Raw genomic sequence first — 23,977 nt, forward strand, 5'->3', positions numbered from 1 at the left:
GCCGGAACGACCGCCGATCAGCCACGCACCAGACCGACCAGGTGCCCCACGATCCGGTCGGCGGCGACCTCGGTGCGCTCGCCACTCGCGCGATCCTTCACCTCGACCACACCGTTGACGAGCCCCTTGCCGACGACCAGGATCGTCGGCACCCCGACCAGTTCCGCGTCCGCGAACTTGACACCGGGCGAGGCGTTCCGGTCGTCGAGGATCACGCGAACCCCGGCGTTGTCCAGCTCGGTGGAGATCCGTTCCGCCTCACCGGCCAGATTCTCGTCCTTGCCCGCGATCACCACGTGCACGTCGGCGGGTGCGGCCTCCTTCGGCCAGACCAGACCGAGTTCGTCGTGGTGCTGTTCCGCGATCGCCGCGACCAGGCGGGAGACCCCGATCCCGTAGGACCCCATGGTGACCCGCTTCGGCTTGCCGTCCTGCCCGAGCGCGTCCAACGAGACGGCGTCGGTGTACTTACGGCCCAGTTGGAAGATGTGCCCGATCTCGATGCCGCGCGCGGAGCGCAGCACGCCACTGCCGTCCGGTGAGGGGTCGCCCTCCCGCACCTCGGCGGCCTCGATCGTTCCGTCCGGGGTGAAGTCACGGCCGCAGACCAGGTCGACCACGTGGTGATCGGGCTTGTCCGCGCCGGTCGCCCAGGCGGTGCCCCGCACGACCCTGGGATCGACGAGGTAGCGCACGCCGTTGTCCCGCAGCGCCAGCGGGCCGACGTAGCCCTTGACCAGGAACGGATTGGCCTCGAAGTCGGCATCGTCCAGCAGGGCGACCTCGGAAGGTTCCAGAGCCGCCTCCAACCGCTTCATGTCGACCTCCCGGTCGCCGGGAACGCCCACCGCGAGCAGTTCCCACTCCGCCGACCCCGGGGCGCGCGTCTTGACCAGCACGTTCTTCAACGTGTCCGCCGCCGTGAAGGTGCGTTCCCCACTCTCGGAGTTGAGGAAATCGACCAGGGTCTCGATCGTGGGAGTGTCCGGGGTGTGATGCACCTCCGCCGGAGGGTGGTCCTCGATCCTGCCCTCGGGCGGCGCCGGAGTCGTGACGGCCTCGACGTTGGCGGCGTAGTCGGACTCGCTACTGCGTACGAACGTGTCCTCACCGGTGGCGCACTCGGCCAGGAACTCCTCGGAAGCGGACCCGCCCATGGCGCCGGAGGTCGCCGACACCACGGTGTAATCGAGCTCCAACCGGTCGAACAACCGGACGTAGGCCTCGCGGTGCAGCCGGTAGGAGCTCAGCAGCTGTTCGTCGTCCAGATCGAAGGAGTAGGAGTCCTTCATCACGAACTCCCTGCCGCGCAGGATTCCGGCACGTGGCCGCTCCTCGTCGCGATACTTGGTCTGGATCTGGTAGAGGATCACGGGAAAGTCCCGGTAGGAGTTGTACTCGCCCTTGACCGTCTGGGCGAACAGCTCCTCGTGGGTGGGCCCGAGCAGGTAGTCGGCCTGCTTACGGTCCTTGAGGCGGAACATGTTCGGCCCGTACTCGGTCCAGCGACCGGTCGCCTCGTAGGGCTCCTTGGGCAACAGCGCGGGCAGATGGATCTCCTGGGCGCCGATGGCGTCCATCTCCTCCCGAACCGCCCGCTCGATGTTGCGCAGCACGCGCAACCCCAACGGCAACCAGGAGTAGATGCCCGGTGCGACCCGGCGTACGTATCCGGCGCGCACGAGCAGACGGTGACTCGGCACCTCCGCGTCCGCCGGATCCTCCCGCAGGGTACGCAGGAACAACGTGGACATCCTCGTGATCACGGCTACGCGCTCCTTTACGCCCGGCACTGTCCTCGCGTATTACCGGGAAGCGTAGCTGCCGGATTCGTGGTCGATGGCGGCGGACTCCCTCCCCGGGGAGCGACTCCCCTCCACGCACCGTGCATCGCCCGGGCGGCGGTCCCACGATCGAAGCACGACAGTCGATCTCCCCACATCCGCCACGCGGGAGTGTGGCTCAATCGTTCCGCACCTCGACCGACCCGAGCGCACGATGGGAGTTGTGATGAGCTCGGACGAATCCAGCGACGGAGGGCTGTTCTGGCACCCGGCGCGGAAATTCGACGGGAAACGACACGCGATCCGCGGTGACCGACCGCCGCGCGGCTGGCCGGAGGTCGAGGCACTGTGCGGCTCCCGGCTCGACCCGGCTCCGGTCAGCTCGACGGAGTGGCTGCTGCACCCGACCTGCGAGTCGTGCTGGGAGAGCCTGGTGCGGCAGCAGGTGCCGGACTACCCGTGGGCGAACCCCGGGGACGGCCGGTCGTCCGAGGACCGCTAGGCTGCGATGCCCTCGGTGGCTCTCGCGGCGCCCCACCCCGCCACGATCCCGCTCTCCACCTCCGCCCCGCGGGACGGGCCCCGGACCACCGGCCCCGAACCGAGGAATCCGACCGGAAAGGACCCCGAGTTCCGTGCTGGTGCTGCTTCCCCCGTCCGAGACCAAGTCGAACGGTGGCACCGGAGCGCCGCTCCGGCTCGACTCGCTGTCGTTCGGGGAGCTCAACCCGACCCGGCGGCGACTGGCCGACGCGCTGACGGAACTGGCCGACGACCCCGACGCGAGCCTGCGGGCCCTCGGGCTCTCCGAGCGGATGGCCGGCGAGGTGAAACGCAACGCCGCCCTGTGGAGCTCACCCACCGCTCCCGCCCTGGAGCGCTACACCGGAGTGCTCTACGACGCGCTGGAGGTCGATTCGATGTCGGCGGTCGAGCGCTCCCGTGCCGACAGCAGGCTGGCGGTGGCCTCGGCGCTGTTCGGCCTGGTTCGCGGTGGAGATCCCGTCCCCGCCTACCGGCTCTCCGCCAACTCGGCACTGCCGGGTGTCGGCGGGTTGCGCTCCGTGTGGCGCCCCGCGCTGGAGCCGGTGCTGGCCGCCGAGGCGGAGCCGGTGGTGGATCTGCGCTCCGGGGCGTACGCGGCACTGGCGAGGGTGCGCGGGGCCGTGGAGGTAAACGTGGTCACCGAACTCCCGGACGGCTCGCGGAAGACGGTGAGCCACCACAACAAGGCTCACAAGGGACGGCTGGCACGCGCGCTGGCTTCGACCCCGGAGGAGCCGGAGGATCTCGACGACATGGTCACTGTGGCGGAGCAGGCCGGGATCAGGGTGGAACGAGCGGGAGAACGAGCGCTGCGCGTGATCGCGGGTTGAGCGGTCCGGCACCGCTCACCCTCGTCCCGAGGTGCGATAGAGTGTTCCCTCGCGTCCGGCCGCGGCGATGGGCGCCGCAACGGCGCTCCGCTCGGCTATGACGCTCGCGGAGCAGTCCCACTGATCCGGCCGGGAACCGGCCACGACGTCCGGACCTCACCGATCCCGGCGGGTCGGCGCCCCCACCGACCACCTCGCACGGCGGTCGTGGACCGTGCACCGCCTCGGGCGGGCCCGGCGGCCGTCGACGTCGCCGACGGCGGTGGCCCCTGCTCCGAGGAGCACCCGATCCCGTGGAGAAGGAGACAGCGCGAACGTGTCCGAATACCTCACCGGTGGGGGACCGGGCCCGCTGCCCGGCACGAACGGGAAACCACGCGCGGCCCGGGAAGACGTGGCGACCGGAACCGTCCCGAACGGGAGCCCGGTGTCCGGGGCACCGGGGCGACTGTGAACGGGACGGGAACGGACCCCACCGAACGAGTGCGCGTGGTGGGCATCGGCGCCGACGGCTGGGAAGGCCTCTCCCCAGCCGCCAGGGAGGCGGTCACCGAAGCCGAGGTGCTGCTGGGCAGCCGTCGCCAACTCGACCTGGTACCGGAACCGAGCGGGCTCCGGGTCGCCTGGCCCTCACCACTGCTGCCCGCGCTGCCCGGCCTGCTCGCCGAGTACGCCGACAGGTCCCGTTGCGTGCTGGCGAGCGGGGACCCCATGTTCCACGGCATCGGGGCGACCCTGGCGAAGCTGCTGGGACCGGAACGGTTGGAGGTAATCCCCCGGCCGTCCTCGGTGTCGTTGGCCTGTTCCCGGCTGGGCTGGCCGCTGCAGGAGACCCGTGTGGTCAACCTGGTCGGCAGGGCGGTGGACAACGTCCTGGCCGCCCTCGAACCCGGCGCCCGCCTGCTGGTGCTCGGCTCCGACGGCACGACGCCCTCGAAGGTCTCCGAGCTGCTCACCGAGCACGGTTTCGGCCGCAGCGAGCTGACGGTGCTGGAGAACCTGGGCTCGGAGCGCGAACTGCGACACCGCACCATCGCGGCAGAGCTGCGGGAGCACACCGGACCGCTGCACGTGCTCGCGGTGGAGTGCCGCGCCGAGGACGGGCCGCGGGAATCCCTCGACCGTTTCCGGACCGTGGGGGCACCGGGACTGCCCGACGACGCGTTCGAGCACGACGGGCAGCTCACCAAGCGCGACGTGCGGGTGACCACCCTGGCCCGACTGGCTCCCTCCCCCGGAGGACTGCTGTGGGACGTGGGCGCGGGCGCGGGAAGCGTGGCGATCGAGTGGATGCGCGCCTCCCCCGCCTGCCGCGCGGTCGCGGTCGAGCGGAGCGCCGAACGGGCCGAGCGCATCACCCGCAACGCCGCCCGGCTGGGTGTCCCCGAGCTGGACGTGGTTCGCGGGGCCGCCCCGGAGGCCCTGCGCGACCTGGAACGCCCGGACGCGGTGTTCATCGGCGGCGGGGTGACCACACCCGACGTGTTACGGACCTGTACGGAGGCGCTGGCCCCCGGTGGACGCCTGGTGGTCAACGCCGTCACGATGGAATCGGAGTCGATAGTGTCCGACTGGTACGGCCGACTGGGCGGCGAACTGGTGCGCATCGGCGTAGAGCAGGCCGCGCCGATCGGTGGGTTCACCGCTTGGCGCCCCGCGATGCGGGTGACCCAGTGGGCGGTGACGAAGCGATGACCGTTCACTTCGTCGGTGCCGGCCCCGGCGCGGCCGACCTGATCACGGTCCGGGGCCGCGACACCCTCGCGAACTGCCCGGTGTGCCTGTACGCGGGCAGTCTGGTTCCCCGGGAGCTGCTGGAGCAGTGCCCGGCCGACGCCCGTCTCGTGGACACCGCCAGGATGACGCTCGACGAGATACTCGACGAGATGCTGGCGGCGGACCGGCGGGGGCAGGACGTGGCGCGGCTGCACTCCGGGGATCCGGCGGTGTTCAGCGCGGTGGCCGAGCAGATGCGCAGGCTCGACGCCCACGGTGTCGCCTACGAGATGGTCCCCGGGGTTCCCGCTTTCGCGGCCGCCGCCGCCGCGCTGAACCGGGAGCTCACCGTTCCCGGCGTGGGGCAGACCGTGCTGCTGACCAGGATCGCGGCCAGGGCCACTCCGATGCCGGAGGGTGAGGAGCTCGAGACACTGGGACGCGGCGGGGCGACGATGGTGCTGCACCTGGCGGTCAACCGCGTCGAGGAACTCGTGGAGCGGCTGGTGCCGAACTACGGCCGGGAATGCCCCGTGGCCGTGGTCGCCGGGGCGAGCAGGGACGACGAGACCGTACTGCGCGGCACGCTGGCCGACATAGCCGCCCAGGTCAGGCAGGCCGGGATCGAACGGACCGCCGTGATCGTCGTGGGAGAGGTGCTCACCGCGGGCGAGTTCCCCGACAGCCACCTGTACTCCGCGAACCGGTGCCGCGAGTGATCGCCCGTTCGTGACTGCCCACGGGGTGGGTCCGCTCGCGAGCGGGTCGACGTTCCCACGCGACGCGGTCCGGGAAGACCCACCGGCCAGCGGGTCTTCCCACCACTCCGGTGGCCGGGGCGTCCCCTTCGGCTCACCCCGAGGATCGTCCCGTGGTACTCCCCGATCGGGGAACGACGTGGTGCGGTGACCGCTCGAGGTGAGCCCGGACGAGCTGGCGAACCGGAGCTCGCGGGAGGTACTACCGTCGGGCACCCCCCTGAGGGGGCCGCGGAGTCGGTCAGTGCGGGACGGTGCGTCCCACGACGGCGCCCGCCCGGTCGATGACGATCACCTCGACCCGGACGGCGACCCCCCGCAGCGTCTCCAGCGCCACCTCGCGCGCGTCACGGGCGACCAGGTCGCCGAGGGGGAATTCCTCGGCACGGGCCGCCTGCAGCGCGTCCAGAGCGGTGTTGGCTCCGGCCACGCGCTCGGCGAGCTCCTCGCCACCGCCCTCCTGCCGCACCAGGCGGGACAACTGGGCGAAATCGACCCGCGAACGCTTCGAGTGCAGGTCCAGGTGGCCGTCCGCGAGCTTGGCGATCTTGCCGATCCCGCCCGCGATCGTCAGCCGGGGCACCGGGTGCCTGCGGAGGTACTTCAACACCGCCCCCGCGAAGTCGCCCATGTCGAGCAGCGCCTCGTCGGCGAGTCCGTAGAGCTCGACGACCGTGCGCTCCGATGTGCTGCCGGTGCATCCCGCCACGTGGTCGAGCCCTTCGGCACGGGCCACGTCCACCCCGCGCCGGATGCTGTCTATCCACGCCGAGCACGAGTACGGGATCACCACGCCGGTCGTCCCGAGGATCGACAGCCCACCCGTGATCCCCAACCTCGGGTTCCAGGTGTGCCTGGCCAGTTCCTCGCCGTCCTCGACGGAGACCTCCACCACCAGGTTCCCCGAGTCGCCGTGGCGCTCGGCTAGTTCGGTGACCGCCTCGCGCATCAGCCTACGGGGAACCGGGTTGATCGCCGGTTCCCCGACCTCCAGCGGCAGGCCGGGCTTGGTGACGGTTCCCACACCCGGACCCGCGCGGAACGTCACCCCGCTCCCCGGTTCGCCACGGCTGACGCGGGAGCGGACGACGGCGCCGTGGGTGACGTCGGGGTCGTCCCCGGCGTCCTTGACCACCCCGGCCAGGGCCCAGCCCGGCCCCGAGCTCTCCTTGGTGAGCGCGAACGAGGGGCGGTGTCCCCTCGGCAACCGCACCGGCACGGGGTCGGGAAAGCTCCCCGTGAGCAACGCCTCGTAGGCGGCTGTGGTGGCGGCCAGCGCGCAGGCCCCGGTGGTCCAGCCGTACCGGAGGCCACCCGACTGCTCGGCACTATCGTTTGCCACGGCAGAATGCACTCCAACGGGTTCGATCGTGAGTCGTGGCCGAGCGGGTCCCGGCCGGCTCGGCCGCCCCGGCTCCGGACGTGGCCGGTGCTCCCACCGGCTCACCCGCACGAACGCTGGACCGACCGTACGACCGGTGCCGTGGGGCGCGGGCACGGTGGTCCGGATCGCCGCGAGCCCGCTCCCGCTCCGACGGACCTTCGCACCGGCCGGGGCTCAGGAAGTCCGCAGTCGATTCAGGGGTGTGCCGATGAATCCGCGTGTCCTCATCCTGGGAGGCACCGGCGAGGGCAGACGACTGGCCGAACAGCTCGACGAGCTGGGGGTGCCCGTGGTGTCCTCGCTGGCGGGCCGGGTTCGTGAACCGAGACTGCCGAAGGGCGAGGTGCGGATCGGTGGATTCGGCGGCCCGGAGGGCCTGGCCGAATACCTGCGGGACGAGCGGATCGGGACGATCGTGGACGCCACCCACCCGTTCGCGAGACGGATGACCGACAACGCGGTGGCAGCTGCGGCGACCACGGGCACCGACCTGCTGGTACTGCGCAGGCGGGCGTGGTCGCCGGAGTCGGGCGACGACTGGCACCAGGTGGAATCGCTGGCCGAGGCCGCCGAAAAGGTCGGCGAACTGGGACAGCGCGTGCTGCTGACCACCGGCCGCCAGGGAGTGGAGCACTTCGCCACGGCGCGGGACAACTGGTTCCTCGTACGCAGCGTCGACGAGCCCGAGCACCCCCTCCCGCCGAACATGACCACGCTGCTCGCCAGAGGACCGTTCGACACCGCCGCCGAGCTGGACCTGCTCCGACGGCACCGCATCGAGGTGGTCGTCAGCAAGAACAGCGGCGGCACCATGACCGAGGGCAAGCTCACCGCCGCCCGTCAACTGGGGCTGCCGGTGGTGCTGGTTCGTCAGCCCGAACTTCCGAAGGTTCCGGTGGTGCACACGGTGGAGGACGCGCTCGCCTGGCTCCGGAAGCACCGGTCTCACGCCGGGTAACGCCTGGGGGTGAAGACCGCCCGGCCGTCGGCGCGCTCCACGAGCCGGCTGGTGGAAGAGCCGATCAGCAGCAGGCAGCGCATGTCGACCTGTTCCGGGTCCAGCTCGTCGAGCCGGACGATCCGCACGTGCTCCTCGGGGCCTCCGACGTCCCTTCCGATCACCACCGGCGTGTCGGGTGCGCGGTGCCGGAGCAGCACGTCGCGGGCCGCGCCGACCTGCCAACGCCGGCTCGCCGAGGCCGGGTTGTAGACGGCCATCGCGAGATCCGCGCCCGCGGCGGCCTCCAACCGCTGTTCGATCACCTCCCACGGCTTGAGCCGATCGGACAACGAGAGCACGCAGTAGTCGTGGCCCAGTGGTGCCCCCACCCGGCTGGCCACCGCCTGCGCTGCCGTCAGTCCCGGCAGCACGCGGACCTCGACGTGCTCGTAGGCCGGCTCGGAGGCCACTTCCAGCACCGCGCTGCCCATGGCGAAGACGCCCGGATCACCGGAGGAGACCACCACGACCTCCCGGCCGTTCGCGGCCAGTTCGAGTGCCTCGGCGGCACGTTCGGCCTCCACCCGGTTGTCCGAGGGGTGCTTGCGCTGCCGCGGATTGCTCGGTAGCCGGTCGAGGTAGGGACCGTAACCGACGAGGTCGTCGGCGGCGCCGACCGCCGCCTGCGCCTCGGGAGTGGTCCACTCCCGCCCGGCGGGGCCCAGCCCGACCACCACGACCCGCCCGGAGCCCGAACCGGGGTTCCGACCGGTGGAACCGGTTTCCGGGGTGGCGCTGCCCCCTGTTCCCACCGGGCTGGGAAGCAGCGCCAGCGAGAAGTAGGGGACGCTGTCCGGGTCGACGTCGGCGAGCGGCTCGACCCGCTGCCGCCGGGTGCTGGCCCGCTCCACGTAGTAGGCCCTGTCGAGGCAACCCGCCCGGTCGAAGGCGTCACGGACTCCCTCGAAGGTCCGGCCCAGCTTGAGCACGGCGGCCGCGTCGGTCTCGCGCAACCGCTCGGCCAGCACCTCGGGTTCCAGGGTGCCGGGCAGCACGGTCAGGACCTCGTCGCGCTCCGCCAGCGGGCGCCCGAGCTCGGCGGAGGCGGCGCCGACGGAGTTCACCCCGGGCACGACCCGCGTCTCGAACCTCCCCGAAAGCCGCTTGTGCATGTGCATGTAGGAGCCGTAGAAGAACGGGTCCCCCTCCCCGAGCAGCGCGACGTCACGCCCGGCGCTGAGGTGGGCGGCCAGCCGTCCGGCGATCTCGGTGTAGAACTCGTCGATCGCGCCCTGGTATCCCCCCGGGTGGTCGGTGGTCTCGGTGGTGACCGGGTACACCAGGGGTTCCTCGATCTGGTCACCGCGCAGGTAGGGCTCGGCCACCGACCTGGCGATGCTGTTGCCGTGCCTGGCGCTGTGGTAGGCGATCACGTCGGCCTCGCCGATCAGGCGTGCCGCCTTGACCGTTACCAGTTCGGGATCGCCGGGTCCCAGCCCCACTCCGAACAGTCGGCCGGGTGCGGGGGTGTCGCTCTGTTGGCTGTTCACTCTTCCTCGCTCGCGATCGCGTTGATGGCGGCCGCGGTCATCGCACTACCGCCCCGCCTGCCGTGCACCACCAGGGACTCCGGGCACCCCGGGTGCCGCCGCAGCGCCTGCTTGGACTCGACCGCACCGATGAACCCCACGGGAATCCCCAGCACCGCTGCTGGTGTACCCGCCCCCTCCTCGATCAGCTCCAGCAGCCGGAACAGGCAGGTGGGAGCGTTGCCGATCGCCACCACGGCCCCGTCCAGCCTGCCGCGCCACAACTCCATGGCGGCGGCGCTGCGCGTGGTGCCGAGGCGCCGCGCGAGGTCGGGAACCGCCGGGTCGGACAGGGTGCACAGGATCTCGTTGTCCGCCGGGAGCCTGCGGCGCGTCACACCCGCGGCCACCATCTCCGCGTCGCACAGCACCGGGGCTCCGGCGTTCAGCGCGCCGCGAGCGGCGCTGACCACCCCCGGTGAGAAGGCGAGATCGTCGACCAGATCGACCATGCCGCAGGCGTGGATCATGCGCACGGCCACACCGGCGACGTCCGACGGCAGCTCGTCGAGACCGGCTTCCGCGCGGATGGTCGCGAAGGAGCGCCGGTAGATCTCCTCGCCGTCCCGGATGTATTCGATCACCGGTAGTCCTCGTCACCTGTTTCCTGGTCGTTGTCCTCATGGCCGGTACCGGCCGGGACGGTGGTCGTCCCGGCGTGACGGGCACGCCTGACGGCCTCGGCCACCTCGCGATGGCCCGCATCGGCCACCCACGTGCTCGTACCGGACTCCGTGGTGGAGCTGACCGAGTATCCGGAGGGGCCCGCCAGCACCTCCACCACGGGACCGGGCGGCCGCCCGCAGCGGCGGGAACAGCCCACCCAGTGCACCGGGAGCACACCGGCCTCCGCCGTCTCGTCGTCCACCGCCTCGACGTAGGCCAGACCGCGCGCGGCGTCCCGGTGGACGTCGGCCAGGGACTTGGCGCAGCCGGGCTTGCCCGCGCAGGCGGTCGCGCCGTTGAACGGCGAGGCTGTTTCGACGATCAGGCCGCACGAGTGCAGCTCGGAAAGCCGTGCCGAACACTCACCCTCGTCGACGCCGGGGACGACCACCGTCCGCCAGGGCGTCAGTCGGACGACACCGGACGCGGCTTCGGCCGTTCGTATGATGCTACGCAGTTGCGCCGGGGACAAGCGGCCCAATGGCGCCCCGACGCCCAGCGCGACCCGGCTCTCGGAGCGGCCCAGCTCCCCCACAGTGGGCCTTTCCTGCGGATTCCGCCGTCGGGCGGGCGGAGTCCTCTCGCGTGATGTGACATCGACAACGGCTCCGGTCCACCGGCCGCAGTAGGCACACAGTGCTTCCGCCAACTCATCCTGCGTGTCCAACTCGGCCACTCGCCACGCCGCGCCACCGTGCCGTCGGCGCACGGCGAGGAACTCCCGCGCGGCGGTCACCGCGGCGGAGGGCGCGTCACCGGGCCGGACCCGCAGTCCCGAGTCGGCCCCGGCCAACAGCACGGCGAGGCTGTCGGCCGACACCGGCAACAACCCCACGTCGGCGCACAGCGGGGACAGGTCACCGCTGCCGTCGTCGACGGTGAACAGGAACCTGCCGGACAGCTCGGCCAGAGCCGGATCCGCGCACAACAGCGCGTCCAGCTCAGTCACGAGCCAGCGCACCGAGCCCAGCCGGCCGCGTCCGTCGAGTCCCGCGTGAGGGGCGGCCACGATGTTGCGCACCCGTTCGTGGGTCAGGGAGGGCAGCAGGCCGACCTCGTCCAACAGCCGCCCCAGCTCATCGGGGGCTTCTATCCCGCGCAACTGCAGGTTGGCGCGGGAGGTCAGCTCGATCGTGGAGTTCCCCAGCTCCACGGCGGCCCTGTTCAGGGTCCGCAGCTGTCGGCTGTCCAGCCTTCCGCCTGGAACGCGGATCCGCGCCAGCCCGCCGTCCGCGGCCTGGTGGAGCCGGAGCGCGCCCGGGCAGGCATCGGGTCTGTCACGATCGGCGCTGAAGTTCTCGGACACTCCGGGGATGCTACGGGCCGCGGCACTGTGCGCCGCGACACGATGGCGCGATCCGGCTGCCCGGCAGCTTGACGAGGCATCCGCACGTTCCCGAAACTGGAACGCGTATCTGCGGTGGATCATGGAGGAAGCCGGTGCGAGTCCGGCGCGGTCCCGCCACTGTCACCGAGGAGCGGACTCCGTCGACGGTCACTGTCCCGTCGGGATGGGAAGACCGGAGCGAGCGATGATCCGGGAGCCAGGAGACTCCGACCACCGCCACACTCTGGAAAGGGGCGAGGACCCCTGGGAAGGTTACTGATGCGCCGTTCGAACGCGCGTGCATCGCGCGTCCTGTCCTGGTCGGTCCCCCCGGTTCTCGACGCCGAGGAGCCAATCGCATGATCCTGCTGCTGTCAACTTCCGACACCGACCTGCTCAGTGCGCGGGCCAGCGGAGCCGATTACCGGCTCGCGAACCCGGCGCGGGTCGGTGCGGACGACCTCCCCGAGCTGCTCGACGGGGTCCACCTCGTCGTGGTGCGACTGCTCGGCGGCCGCAGGGCCTGGGAAGAGGGACTCGACGTCCTGCTCAACGGGTCTCGTCCCGTGGTCGTGCTCGGCGGTGAGCAACAGCCGGACGCCGAGCTCATGGAGTGCTCGACCGTCCCCGGCGGTGTGTGCGCCGAGGCCCATGCCTACCTGGCCCACGGTGGGCCGGAGAACCTGACCCAGCTGTACCACTTCCTGTCGGACACCGTGCTGCTCACCGGCAACGGCTTCGCGCCCCCCGCTGAGACCCCCACCTGGGGCGAGTTGGAGCGCACTCCCGTCAGACGGGAGGGCCCGACCGTGGCCGTGTTGTACTACCGGGCACACCACATGGCGGGCAACACCGCGTTCGCTCACACCCTCTGCGACGCGATCGAGAACGCGGGTGGGCAGGCCATGCCGTTGTTCTGCGCCTCGCTGCGCACGCCCGACCCGGAACTGCTGGAAAAGCTGCGCGGGGCGGACGCCCTCGTGGTCACGGTGCTCGCGGCGGGCGGGAGCAAACCGGCGGTGGCCACGGCCGGGGGCGACGACGAAGCATGGGACGTCGGTGCGCTCGCGCAGCTGGACGTCCCGATCCTGCAAGGGCTGTGCCTGACCAGCAGCCGCGCCGCCTGGGAGGACAACGACGAGGGGCTGTCCCCACTGGACATGGCCACCCAGGTCGCGGTTCCGGAGTTCGACGGCCGCTTGATAACGGTGCCGTTCTCGTTCAAGGAGAACGACTCGGAAGGGCTACCGGTCTACGTCGCCGACAGCGAGCGAGCGGCACGGGTCGCCGGAATCGCGGTGCGGCACGCCCGGCTGCGGCACGTACCTGCCCGGGACAAGCGACTCGCCCTGATGCTGTCGGCCTACCCGACCAAGCACGCCAGGGTCGGCAACGCCGTGGGGCTGGACACCCCGGTCTCGGCGGTGCGGATGCTGCGCTCACTGCGCGAACACGGCTACGACATCGGCCCCGACGAAGGCCCGGACGCCCTGCCCGGTGTCGCGGCGCAGGACGGCGACGCGCTGATCCACGCGCTGATCGCGGCAGGCGGGCAGGACCGGGACTGGCTGAGCGAGGAGCAGCTGGCGGGCAACCCGGTGCGGATTCCGGCCAGGCGTTACCGGGAGTGGTTCGACTCCCTGCCCGAGCAACTGCGCTCCGACATCGAACAGCACTGGGGACCTCCCCCCGGTGAGTTGTTCGTGGACTACTCGCGGGACCCCGAGGGCGAGATCGTGCTCGCCGCCATCAGGGCGGGCAACGTGGTGCTGATGATCCAGCCGCCGCGCGGCTTCGGGGAGAACCCGATCGCGATCTACCACGACCCCGACCTGCCGCCGAGCCATCACTACCTGGCGGCCTACCGCTGGCTCGTCGACGACTTCGACGCGCACGCGATGGTGCACCTGGGCAAGCACGGCAACCTGGAATGGCTGCCCGGAAAGACGGCGGGGATGTCTGCCGCCTGCGCCACGGACGCGGCGCTGGCCGATCTGCCGCTGGTGTACCCGTTCCTGGTCAACGACCCGGGTGAAGGCACGCAGGCCAAGCGCAGGGTGCACGCCACACTGGTGGACCACCTCGTGCCGCCGATGGCCCGCGCCGAGAGCTACGGCGACATCGCGCGGTTGGAGCAGCTGCTCGACGAGCACGCCAACATCACGGCCATGGACCCCGCCAAGCTGCCCGCCATCCGCAGCCAGATCTGGACGCTGATGCAGGCGGCCAAGCTGGACCACGACCTGGGCTTGGAGGAACGCCCGCACGACGCCGAGTTCGACGACATGCTGATGCAGGTCGACGGCTGGTTGTGCGAGGTCAAGGACGCCCAGATCCGGGAGGGGTTGCACGTGTTCGGCGATCCTCCCACCGGCGAGGCACGGGTCAGCCTGGTGCTGGCCATGCTGCGGGCACGGCAGATGTGGGGTGGTCAGCAGGCCGCGGTTCCGGGACTGCGCGAGGCACTGGGCCTGGCCGAGGACGGTTCGGAGGCCCGTGACCGGGTGGACGACATCGAGGCCCTCGCCCACTCGCTGGTAAGCGCCATGGAGGAGCGCGCCTGGCGCGTCGATTCCGTCGAGGAGGCCTGCCGCTCGGTGCTGGAGGAGGTGCCGGAGCGGGTTCCCGAGGTGCTGCGGTTCGCCGCCACGGAGATAGTGCCCCGACTGGCCGCCACCACGGACGAGATGGGCTCGACCCTGCACGCCCTCAACGGCGGATACATCCCTTCCGGTCCGAGCGGTTCCCCGCTGCGCGGACTGGTGAACGTGCTTCCCACCGGCAGGAACTTCTACTCGGTGGACCCCAAGGGAATCCCCAGCAGGCTGGCCTGGGACACCGGACACGCAATCGCGGAGTCACTGCTGCGGCGTTACCGCGAGGACAACGGTGAGTGGCCCGGCTCGGTGGGGCTGTCGGTGTGGGGAACCAGCGCGATGCGCACCTCCGGTGACGACATCGCCGAGGTACTCGCGCTGATCGGTGTCCGCCCCACTTGGGACGACTCCTCGCGGCGAGTGAACGGTCTGGAGGTGATCCCGCTCGACGAGCTCGAACGGCCCCGCGTGGATGTCACGGTGCGCATCAGCGGTTTCTTCCGGGACGCCTTCCCGCACGTGGTCAACCTGCTCGACGACGCCTTCCGCATGGTCGCGGAGCTGGACGAGCCCGACGAGTGGAACCACGTGCGGGCGCACACCAGGGCCGACATAGCCGAGCACGGCGACGAGCGGCGCGCGACGATGCGGATCTTCGGCTCCAAACCCGGGGCCTACGGCGCGGGGATGTTGTCGCTGATCGACAGTCGCAACTGGCGCGACGACTCGGACCTCGCCGAGGTGTACACGGTCTGGGGCGGCTTCGCCTACGGACGCGAGCTGGACGGCGTCGAGGCCAGGTCGGACATGGAGACCGCCTACCGCAGGATCTCGGTGGCGGCGAAGAACACCGACACCCGCGAGCACGACATCGCCGACTCTGACGACTACTTCCAGTACCACGGCGGAATGGTCGCCACCGTTCGGGCACTGACCGGTCAGTCACCGGCCGCCTACATCGGGGACAGCTCGCGACCGGACTCGATCAAGACCCGCTCGCTGCACGAGGAGACCTCGCGGGTGTTCCGCTCCCGGGTGGTCAACCCCCGCTGGGTCTCGGCGATGCGCGACCACGGTTACAAGGGGGCCTTCGAGCTCGCGGCCACCGTGGACTACCTGTTCGGCTACGACGCGACCACCGGCGTGGTCGGTGACTGGATGTACGAGAAGCTCGCCGAGACCTACGTCTTCGACGAGCGGAACCAGAAGTTCCTGACCGAGTCCAACCCGTGGGCGCTGCACGGCATCGCCGAGCGGCTGCTGGAGGCGGCGGACCGTGAGCTGTGGGCCGAGCCCGACCCCGAGACACTGCAGCGGCTGCGCGAGGTCTACCTGCAGGTGGAGGGCGACCTGGAGGAGGGCCCCGGCGGCGACTGACACCGCGCCCCGCTCCACGGTTTCGCGAGAAATCCACGCCGCCCTGTCCGTGGCCGTTTCCCCGCCACGGACAGGGCGGCGATCTCGTCCGCAGCGGGTGGGGTTCGTGGGTTTCGACCGCGCCCGTTCCGCTTAGCCCGTTCCACCTCCGGCCCGGATCAGCCCACCGGTGACGCGTCGCGTTCGGGAGCCAGTCCGGCCACCGGCCCGATGACGATCACCGCGGGCGGGCGGATCTCCGAGTTCTCCACGTCGTCGGCGACGTCGCGGAGCCTGCTGCGCAGCGTCCGTTGCGTGTGCGTGGTGCCTTCCTGCACCACAGCGACCGGCGTGTCCGGACTCCTGCCGTGTTCGAGCAGCACATCGGCGAACTCTCGGATTCGCTTGACGGCCATCATCAGCACCAGCGTTCCGTTCAACCGCGCCAGGGCGGGCCAGTCGACCAGCGACTGCTCGTCGTGCGGACCGACGTGCCCGGAGACCACGACGACCTCGTGGGCCACTCCTCGATGGGTCACCGGTACGTCCCCGATGGCGGGAGCCGCGAACGCGCTGGTTATGCCGGGTACCGCGGTCACGGCCACCCCGGCCTCCACACAGGCCAGCAGCTCCTCGAAACCGCGCCCGTACACGTAGGGATCGCCGCCCTTGAGCCGCACCACGAACTTGCCCGCCGTGGCACGCTCGATCAGCAGCTCGTTGATGACCTCCTGGTTCGCCGCACGGCCGTAGGGAATCTTGGAGGCGTCGATCACCTCGACGTTCGGTGACAACTCCTCCAGCAGTTCACGCGGCGCGAGCCGGTCGGTGATGACCACATCGGCCCTGCCCAGCAGCTGCCGCCCCCGAACCGTGATCAGGTCAGGGTCACCGGGACCACCGCCGACCAGCGCGACCCCTGGCTGCGGAGGTTCGGCGCGCTCATCGACCTGCCCGGTGCGCAGGGCCTCCAGCAATGCTTCCTTGACCACGGCGGATCTCCGATGGTCACCACCGGCCAGCACTCCGAACAGCAGCCCGTTGTGCTCGGCGACGGCAGGCGTGACCGCGGAGCCCCGGCTCGCCTCGTCCGCGCGTACGCAGAACACCCGGTCACGTTCGGCCTCGGCGACCACCCGCTCGTTGACCTCTCCGCTGGAGGTGCACGCCACCGCGTACCAGGCCCCGTCCAGATCCCCCTCCGCGTACCGCCTGCGGTGCCACACCAGTTCGCCGGACTCGGCCATGGCCTCCACGGCCGGGGTGGCCTCGGGAGAGATCACCACGACTCGCGCCCCGGCCTTGAGCAGTCTGGGGACTCGGCGCTGCGCGACGGATCCGGCTCCGACGACCACCACCCGCCTGTCCTGCAGGTCGAGTCCGGCGAAGTAGTGGTGCTGGCTTTGCGAGGTCATCTGGGTAGTCGTTCCTGTCGAGTCACACCCCCGGCGGCGTCGGCGGGGTGGGTTCGGGAGTTCTGCTGCCGCTGATGTCGGTCACCGGGCTGGAGGACGTACGGCTTCGTGCGTCCCGGTGCGGGAGAGCTTCCACCAGAGCGCGGCGCCTCCCCATACTGCCATGAAGGCCGCCAGCGTCAGATATCCGAGAAGCTCGAAGTGATCCCCGATACCCGCGACCGTCTCGGCCAGTGGGACGCCGAGCTCGGAGAGCACGCCCGCGAGCACCACCACGCCGATGACCACCGCGAGCGCCACCGTCAGCGCGGTGGTGGTGACGTTCACCCACAGCCTGCGGACCGGCTGCGCCAGCGACCAGGTGTAGGCCCGGGACATCAACATCCCGTCCACGCTGTCCACAGTGCACATACCGGCCGCGAACAGCAGCGGAAGGGTGAGCACCACCAGGGTCGACCCCTCGGTCGGGGCCACGAGGGCCAGCACGGTGATCTCGGTCGCGGTCTGCATCCCGAGCCCGAACAGCAGGCCGATCACGAAGAGGTGCCAGGACCTGCCGATCAGCTTGCGCATCCGCCCGCGCAGCACTCGCGCCAGCAGCCCGCGTCTGCCGAGCACCTCCTCCACCTCGGCGTCGTCGACACCCGAGGTGCGGGCACGGCGCAACAGCCGGGTGGCGTCGCGCAGCACGAGGGCGTTGAGCACGGCCAGCACCCCCACGACGAGCACCACGAAGACGTCCACGAACAGCGCCGTGTGCGAGCCGAAGCTCTCGGCCCACCCCTTCGCGGCGACACCCGCGACGAAGGCGACCATCGTCGCCAGGATCAGCACCACGCTGGAGTGCCCCAGCGCGAACCACATACCGGTCGAGACCGGTTTCCTGCCGCGCTGCATCAGCAGCCGGGTGGCGTCGTCGATCACCGCGACGTGATCGGCGTCGAAACCGTGCCGCACACCGAGCAAGTAGGCCACGCCGCCCGCGGCGGCCAGCCCGCCAGCGGCGCCGAGGGAGTTCTGGTAGATCAGATAACCGCCCCAGCCGAGCAGGTGCAGCACGGCCAGCGCGACGAACACGAGCATCACTTTCCGGCGCTCCGTAGTGGACCAGCCGCTGTCCGGCCGGCTCGGCAACGCGTCGGAAGACGTCATTCGGAGGAACCTCCCGGGTTTTCCCGCCCTGGGGACCGATTCCGCACGTCACGGCGTGACGCGGGGCCGCGGGAAGTTTCCTGACTTCCGGATCGTCGCCCGGGTTCCCGCCTTCCAGCCCGTCCGAACGGGCCGTGGCGTCGCTTGGGAACCTGCTCCCCGGTCACAGTGGCGGGACCGCCTCGGACTCGCACCGAGTTCCTCCCCTCACGGCGCGAGCATCTTCACCCGAAGGCACCGAGTCAATCAAGGTGAGGTTGTTCACCCCCGATCGTCGCGGCACCGGAAAAGTCCCGGACACGACCGTGCCGGGGATTCGCCACTCCGACGAATCCCCGGCACGGCCGGGCGACTTTTCACTAGGTAGAGTTACCTACCCAGCACTGTGCGCAGCGCGCCGAGCAGCATCTCGACGCGATCCAGCCGCGCGTTGTCGCCCATCAGACCGATACGCCAGACGCTGTTGGCGAACTGACCAGCACCGGAACCGATCTCGATACCGTAGTCGGTCAACAGCTGCTTGCGCACGTCGGCCGATTCCACACCTTCGGGAACCCACACGCTGGTGAGCTGGTGCAACCGGTTGCCCTCGGGGGCGAACAGCTGGAGCCCCATCCGCTGCAACCCCTGCTGCAGCGCCTCGCCCGCTGTCCGGTGGCGTTCGGCAACCGCCGACATCCCCTCGTCGAGTACCCGGCCGAGCGCGGCGTGCAGCGAGGCGACCATCGCGGTGGGCGCGGTGTGGTGGTAGGCGCGTCCGCCGGAAGCTCCTCCGGTCACGTAGTTGCCGATGAGCCCGAGGTCGAGATACCAGGTGGTGGGCTTTTCGACCCTGCGCTGCCAAGCGCGCTCGGAAACCGTGAACGGCGCGAGTCCGGGGGGCACGCCGAGGCACTTCTGCGTACCGGCGTAGGCGATGTCGACGTTCCACGCGTCGAGCTCGATCGACTCGCCCGCGATGGAGGTGACGCAGTCGGCCAGCAGCAGGGTCCGGTCGTCGCGGGCGCGCAGCGCCTCGCCGAGCCGGCCGATGTCGCTGCGCACGCCGGTGGAGGTCTCGGCGTGGACGGCGGCGACCATCGCCGGGGAGGGATGGGCGTCCAGCACGCGCTGGATGTCCACGGGCTGTCCCCACTCGTGTTCGACACGCACGACCTCGGCTCCGTAGCGGCCGGCGACGTCGCACATGCGCTCGCCGAACAGGCCGTTGACGGCCACGACGACCACGTCACCCGGGTGCACGAAGTTGACGAAGGCGGCCTCCATACCGATGGAGCCGGTTCCGGAGAGCGGAAGCGTACGGAGGTTTCGGGTTCCCCAGACGGACCGCAGACGTTCCCCGGTCTCGTCCAACAGCTTCAGGAACTCCGGGTCGAGGTGGCCGAGCAGCGGTGCGGACAGCGCCGCGGTGGCCTCCGGATACGTGTTCGACGGCCCGGGGCCGAGCAGAGAGCGTTCAACCAGTGCCATGGCTTCCACCCTAGGCACACTCTCGCAGCGCACCGGGCCGTCCCCACTTGACGAGGATCCGACCTGGGCACACCCGATTCCGGAAGGCGAAAACAAGATTCCACGAGCATGTCCACACGAAGTGTTGACAATGTCACACACACGTGGGGCACCGCCTCCGAGAGAAGGAGTCGTCGGCCACCGCGCGACCAGGAGACGCGGGCGAGCCGGAGAGGAAGAGAGCACCACCGCACACCCCCAGTCAGTGCGGTGGTGAGCGTGGTCGATCACCTTCCGGGCCCTGGACAACCACGCAAGCTGAATTTTTGTCACATATTGCTCGCAGCACTGTAATTGAAATCCACTCGATACAGTCAAGATCTGTCATAAAATCGGTCTAACTGTCAGTAAATCGCTAACTTCAAGTAGTCATTTTCCGCTGGCGATTACAGCGGGTCACTCCAATCAGGGGACAATCCCTCCAGTGCCTTCACTCGAACGAGGGAGGAGTGGGAACCGTGGAGCTGAGCGGCTCACGAAGCGACGGTCAGCGCGACCGGTACGGTCGCAGCAGGTACACCCCTCGTCCGGAAGTGGTGGATTCGGGGAGGCCGGGCGTCCCCGTCGCGACAGCGGCCGCGAGCGTGACCCCGGACGCCACGAACTTGCGCACCACCAGCCGCGCCGGGCCGTCGCCGAGTTCGGCGGCGGCCCGCAGGCACGATGCCTCCGCGACACTGGGAGTGCCAACCCGAGCGCTGACGGAATCACTCGGGTTGGCGACACTGACCCGAGCGAGCTCCTCGGCCGGGTAGCAGAGCAGCGGTAGCCCACCGGTGACGGCGAGCACCCAGTCCCTGGAGTGCTCCCGCACCGCCGCCCGGAGCTCCGCCGAACGAGCCACGCGATCGATGGTGGCCACGGCCCGCACCACGACCGGTCCGGTGGGCCACTCCCGGTCCAGCCGGGAGAGCGCTTCGGCGAACGCGGCGGCGGTGACACCGCTGGAGGCGCCGAGGCCGACGACGATCCCCGCGAGATCACTCACTCGTTCTCCGCGGTGGGCAGCTCGGCGGACAGCAGCACCACCGGCTCGACCGCGGACAACCTCGGCCCCTGCTCATCGGAGGTGAACATCCGATTGGCGGAGAGCTGTACTCCCTCGACGTGATACCCCGCGTTGCGCAGCACGTCCCTGCTCGCTCCTATTCTGTCCAGGGCGGACAGGACCAGCACGACACGGGTGGCCCCCACGTGGGCGCAGGCGGTGAGCACCTCGGCGTCGTCGATCCCCACGAAAACCGAATCGGGTTTGGCGAGCCCGCGCAGTACGGCCGGAGCCGCGCCCTCCTCCACCCGGACGTCCACCCCGTGCGCGGCCGCGTTTGAGACCAACCGCACGACCTGCGCCTCGTCCGACTCGACAGCCACGCACGCCGCACCCATCCTGGCGCACTCCACCGCCACCGAGCCGGAGCCCGCCCCCACGTCCCACACCAGGGCCCCGGGGCGGGGCCGCAACCTCGCCAGCGCCAGCGCACGGACCTCGGCGGAGGTTATTGTCCCTTCCCGGTGCGAGAACTCCTCCTCCGGCAGGGCCCACCGACGGGGCGGGGTGGGCTCCCCACCGCTGTGCCAGTTCCGATCCGGAACCGCGTCGGGATCGTCCAGGCAGCAGACGATGTTGGGTTCGAACCAGCTGCGCTCGGCGGCCTCCTCCGGATCGACGGTGGTGACACGCTCGTGCTCACCACCGAGGTCCTCTCCCACGATCATGGTGCGACGCCATCCTCGCAGGCCGGAGGCGAGTTGAGCCGGTCCGATCCCCCCTCCGGTCAGCACCACCACGGCCGAGCGCGCGCGGCAGACGTTGAGGGCGCGGTGCAACCCACCGATACGTGCGCTGACCACGCTCGTGTCCTCCCAGGAGCGCCCCATCCTGGCGAGCAGGCGTTGCACACTGGACAGGGCGGGCATCACCGAACAGCGCACTCCCTTGTCGCGCAACGCGCGAACGGCCCCGAAGTAACCGGGATCTCCGGAGGCGAGCACCACACCCGTTTCCGAGGCGGTCAGTGCCGAGAGCGCGTTGAGCGCGGGACCGAACGAACCGAGTTCAACCGTGCGCGCTCCTTCCGGCGCGTGCTCCCGCAGGTGCGGCGGAGCTCCCACTACCAGCGCCGCCGAGTTCAACACCTCGGTCGCTCCCTCGGGCAACGGCCCGCCGTCGATTCCGATAACCGTGACCGCCACGTCACACACTCCGTCCAACTAGCCGTCTGCTGCCGTGCTCGACGCGGGCCGACACGCTGTCACAGCGGTCACCCGACGACCGGCCCGGAAACCGGCACCGACGATATGGGATCGAGCGCCGGGGAGCCGGACGATGGTCCGGAGGGGCTCCGAAACTACTCGGCGGTGCGCCGCTTTCCGGAAGCGGAGTTCGAGGAACCACCCTTGCCACCGGAAGCGGTGTTCTTCTGCTGCGACTTGGTCCTGCTGCCGCTCTTCGTCGAGCTCGTCCTGCCGCCACCGGTCTTGCCCGACGCACTCCGGGCTCCCGACTTCGCCGAGGTGCCGGAGCGGGAACCGCTCCGGGTTCCCGACGTCGAGGAGCCGTTCCCGGCCGAGGCCGTCGAGGTCCCGGCCTGTGCGGGCGCCTCGGCGACCGCCTCCTCGGTAGCGGGACGATCGGCGGCGAGCTCCTCGGTCGCCTCCCCCGCGTCCGACGGTTCACCCTCCCGTTCGGTGGGGCGTTCATCGTCGGGGGAGGCCGTACGGGTTGCCTCCTCGGGGGGCGCCTCGCCGGAGGAGGTCGGCTCGGCGGACTCGTCCGACTCGGCGGCGGAGTCCGCCCCGGACTCAACGGCGGAATTCCCCGATAGCCGGGAGCAGTCACCGCCCGCCTCCCCCTGGACCCGGGCAATGTCGGAGTCGCCCGCTTCGGCTCCGTCCGAGACCGTGAACAGGTCGGGGGACTGCGGTTCGGCGACGGCAGGCTGCCGGACCGCACCGCCACGGCCGGTGGGCCGGACGGTGTCCCGCGCGTTCTGCTGCCAGTCCCGAACCGCCCACCAGGCGACGTCCGCGTCGGCGCGGGCACCACCGCGCTGCTCGTCCGAACGCGGCCGCGGCAGCGGCCCGTCACCGTCGTGCGAGAACTCGTCCGACCCGCGCCTGGAACTCGAACCGCGCGCCGTTCCGCGTCCGGCGGAGTACCGGGGTCCGGCACCTCCGCGCCATCCCGGCTCCTGATCCGCGTAACGCCCTCCTGAAGTGGCACCACCTCGGCTCCGGCCGGACGCGTAGGAACGAGAGCGCGGGGCGGTCGACCGCAGCACGTCCCCCACCAGGAAGAGGGTCTGGCGCCAGAGCTTGTGCTCCTTGACGACCCCTTCCAGCTCACCGAGCGTGGTGCGCAGCACCAACTCGTCGGAACAGGTGACCTTGTAGGCGACCACGACGGGAACGTCGTCCGCGTACCCGGCCGCGCGCAGCCGCTCCACGAGCTGTCCGGTGCGTGCCGCCGAGACCGACAGGGCCATCGTCATACCTTGCTCGGCGAACTCACGCACCGCCGCGGCATCGGGCACCGCACTGGAGCCGCCGTCGAGTTTGGACACCATGACGGGACGGGCGTGCTCGGTGCCGGTGAGTTCCTTGCCGACCGACGCGGCCGCCGCGGTGTGCCCGGAGACACCGGGAACGATCTCCACCTCCAGCTCCATGCGGGCGCAGAAGTCGTACTGCTGCTGGACCGAGCTCCAGACCGCGGAGTCACCGGCGTGCAGCCGCGCCACCCGCAGCCGTTCCCGCTCCGCCCTGCGGTAGATCTCGTGAACCTCGCGCTGGTCGATCGGGTCCGTGTCGACCAGTTCGGCCTCGGCTCGTGCGTGTTCCCGCACGCACTCCGGAGAGACCACACTCGGAGACCAGAGAACGATGTCCGCCTCGGAGATCCGCCGCGCGGCACGCAGCGTCATCAGATCCGCCGCACCGGGGCCCGCCCCCACGAACGAGATCAGACCGGTACGTGTTCCCGAAGTCATGTGATCGTTCTCCTCTCCGCGCCTCACGCGGTGCAAGTATTACCACTGCGGACAACCGACACGCGCCGTGCCCGGCCCCGACCGTTCCCCCACCTGGAGACGGCCGCGTCACCGGCGGCCCAACGGACGCTCGCGGGGCCTCGTGCTGCCCCCGTCCGGAGCGGAGGCGGGATTCACGCGTTCCAGAAACACCGCGCTTCGATCATTGACGCCACCACGGAAACCACGACGCGCACTGATCGACCGTATCGCGAGGGTGACGACGGCACGGAGCGCATCGACTCCCCGGCAACGACACGCGGGCGGACGACCGCGCATCAACCGTGGCCGGCGAGGAGGCCCGTTTCCGGGAGTTCCGGGGTGGAAAACGCGGAACCCGTACCGCCGAGGAGAACCGCGCTCGCTCCGGTGCGAGCGCA

17 protein-coding genes and 2 riboswitches are annotated in these 23,977 nt (G+C 70.6%); of the genes, 6 read left to right on the top strand and 11 right to left on the bottom strand.

What is annotated here, in order from left to right:
• Positions 1-17 precede the first annotated feature (17 nt).
• The gene (locus BLQ75_RS08090; protein ID WP_092600202.1) at positions 18-1,766 is read right to left on the bottom strand and encodes a proline--tRNA ligase; all 1,749 of its coding nucleotides are present in this window, start codon (positions 1,764-1,766) and stop codon (positions 18-20) included.
• A 244-nt stretch (positions 1,767-2,010) separates the two neighbouring features.
• On the opposite strand from BLQ75_RS08090, the gene BLQ75_RS08095 reads away from it, so the two are divergent.
• The 4 genes from BLQ75_RS08095 (at position 2,011) to cobM (ending at position 5,595) form a co-directional block, all read left to right on the top strand.
• On the top strand, positions 2,011-2,286 hold the full coding sequence (locus BLQ75_RS08095; RefSeq protein ID WP_092600205.1) for an HC3 family zinc finger protein: 276 nt from the start codon (positions 2,011-2,013) through the stop codon (positions 2,284-2,286).
• Positions 2,287-2,419: 133 nt separating this feature from the next.
• Positions 2,420-3,160, top strand: coding sequence for a peroxide stress protein YaaA (yaaA, locus tag BLQ75_RS08100; RefSeq protein ID WP_092600208.1), 741 nt, complete (start codon positions 2,420-2,422; stop codon positions 3,158-3,160).
• Between the two features lie 489 nt (positions 3,161-3,649).
• Complete coding sequence (gene cbiE, locus BLQ75_RS08105; protein ID WP_244515329.1) at positions 3,650-4,855, top strand: precorrin-6y C5,15-methyltransferase (decarboxylating) subunit CbiE; 1,206 nt, start codon at positions 3,650-3,652, stop codon at positions 4,853-4,855.
• Positions 4,852-5,595, top strand: a complete 744-nt coding sequence (cobM, locus tag BLQ75_RS08110) for a precorrin-4 C(11)-methyltransferase (protein WP_092600517.1) — start codon at positions 4,852-4,854, stop codon at positions 5,593-5,595. The genes cbiE (BLQ75_RS08105) and cobM overlap by 4 nt, the downstream gene beginning before the upstream one ends.
• Positions 5,596-5,875: 280 nt before the next feature.
• On the opposite strand, the gene BLQ75_RS08115 is transcribed toward cobM, so the two are convergent.
• A complete protein-coding gene (locus BLQ75_RS08115; protein WP_092600211.1) occupies positions 5,876-6,976 on the bottom strand; it encodes a cobalt-precorrin-5B (C(1))-methyltransferase in 1,101 nt (366 codons plus the stop codon).
• A 250-nt stretch (positions 6,977-7,226) separates the two neighbouring features.
• Here BLQ75_RS08115 and BLQ75_RS08120 point away from each other — a divergent pair, with 250 nt between their 5' ends.
• Positions 7,227-7,976 carry a cobalt-precorrin-6A reductase gene (locus tag BLQ75_RS08120; protein ID WP_092600214.1) on the top strand — a complete coding sequence of 250 codons (750 nt, stop codon included), beginning with the start codon at positions 7,227-7,229 and terminating at the stop codon, positions 7,974-7,976.
• Here BLQ75_RS08120 and BLQ75_RS08125 read toward each other — a convergent pair.
• The 3 genes from BLQ75_RS08125 to cobG are packed head-to-tail and all read right to left on the bottom strand — an operon-like array spanning position 7,964 to position 11,519.
• Complete coding sequence (locus tag BLQ75_RS08125; protein ID WP_092600217.1) at positions 7,964-9,508, bottom strand: precorrin-2 C(20)-methyltransferase; 1,545 nt, start codon at positions 9,506-9,508, stop codon at positions 7,964-7,966. The two genes, BLQ75_RS08120 and BLQ75_RS08125, sit on opposite strands and share 13 nt — an antisense overlap.
• Positions 9,505-10,131 carry a precorrin-8X methylmutase gene (locus tag BLQ75_RS08130; protein WP_092600220.1) on the bottom strand — a complete coding sequence of 209 codons (627 nt, stop codon included), beginning with the start codon at positions 10,129-10,131 and terminating at the stop codon, positions 9,505-9,507. The genes BLQ75_RS08125 and BLQ75_RS08130 overlap by 4 nt, the downstream gene beginning before the upstream one ends.
• Positions 10,128-11,519, bottom strand: a complete 1,392-nt coding sequence (cobG, locus tag BLQ75_RS08135) for a precorrin-3B synthase (protein WP_092600223.1) — start codon at positions 11,517-11,519, stop codon at positions 10,128-10,130. Before cobG ends, BLQ75_RS08130 begins: the two co-directional genes overlap by 4 nt.
• 124 nt (positions 11,520-11,643) lie before the next feature.
• Positions 11,644-11,768, top strand: a riboswitch (cobalamin riboswitch).
• Between the two features lie 131 nt (positions 11,769-11,899).
• Between cobG and cobN the strand changes: the two genes are divergently transcribed.
• Complete coding sequence (gene cobN / locus BLQ75_RS08140) at positions 11,900-15,514, top strand: cobaltochelatase subunit CobN (protein ID WP_092600226.1); 3,615 nt, start codon at positions 11,900-11,902, stop codon at positions 15,512-15,514.
• Between the two features lie 158 nt (positions 15,515-15,672).
• Here the strand turns inward: cobN and cobA are convergent, their stop codons facing one another.
• The 6 genes from cobA to BLQ75_RS08170 all read right to left on the bottom strand — a co-directional run bounded on the left by cobA (position 15,673) and on the right by BLQ75_RS08170 (position 23,558).
• Positions 15,673-16,908 carry a uroporphyrinogen-III C-methyltransferase gene (gene cobA / locus BLQ75_RS08145; protein WP_092600229.1) on the bottom strand — a complete coding sequence of 412 codons (1,236 nt, stop codon included), beginning with the start codon at positions 16,906-16,908 and terminating at the stop codon, positions 15,673-15,675.
• A gap of 81 nt (positions 16,909-16,989) precedes the next feature.
• A complete protein-coding gene (locus BLQ75_RS08150; RefSeq protein ID WP_092600232.1) occupies positions 16,990-18,060 on the bottom strand; it encodes a HoxN/HupN/NixA family nickel/cobalt transporter in 1,071 nt (356 codons plus the stop codon).
• A 53-nt stretch (positions 18,061-18,113) separates the two neighbouring features.
• Positions 18,114-18,309, bottom strand: a riboswitch (cobalamin riboswitch).
• Between the two features lie 120 nt (positions 18,310-18,429).
• Complete coding sequence (locus BLQ75_RS08155; protein ID WP_092600521.1) at positions 18,430-19,530, bottom strand: pyridoxal-phosphate-dependent aminotransferase family protein; 1,101 nt, start codon at positions 19,528-19,530, stop codon at positions 18,430-18,432.
• A gap of 526 nt (positions 19,531-20,056) precedes the next feature.
• The gene (locus BLQ75_RS08160) at positions 20,057-20,557 is read right to left on the bottom strand and encodes a cobalamin biosynthesis protein (RefSeq protein WP_092600235.1); all 501 of its coding nucleotides are present in this window, start codon (positions 20,555-20,557) and stop codon (positions 20,057-20,059) included.
• Positions 20,554-21,762, bottom strand: a complete 1,209-nt coding sequence (cbiE, locus tag BLQ75_RS08165; RefSeq protein ID WP_092600523.1) for a precorrin-6y C5,15-methyltransferase (decarboxylating) subunit CbiE — start codon at positions 21,760-21,762, stop codon at positions 20,554-20,556. The genes BLQ75_RS08160 and cbiE (BLQ75_RS08165) overlap by 4 nt, the downstream gene beginning before the upstream one ends.
• 155 nt (positions 21,763-21,917) lie before the next feature.
• Complete coding sequence (locus tag BLQ75_RS08170) at positions 21,918-23,558, bottom strand: SAM-dependent methyltransferase (RefSeq protein ID WP_092600238.1); 1,641 nt, start codon at positions 23,556-23,558, stop codon at positions 21,918-21,920.
• Between the last annotated feature and the right edge of the window lie 419 nt (positions 23,559-23,977).

This window comes from Actinopolyspora xinjiangensis, from assembly GCF_900104475.1.
Taxonomy (GTDB): Bacteria; Actinomycetota; Actinomycetes; order Mycobacteriales; family Pseudonocardiaceae; genus Actinopolyspora; species Actinopolyspora xinjiangensis.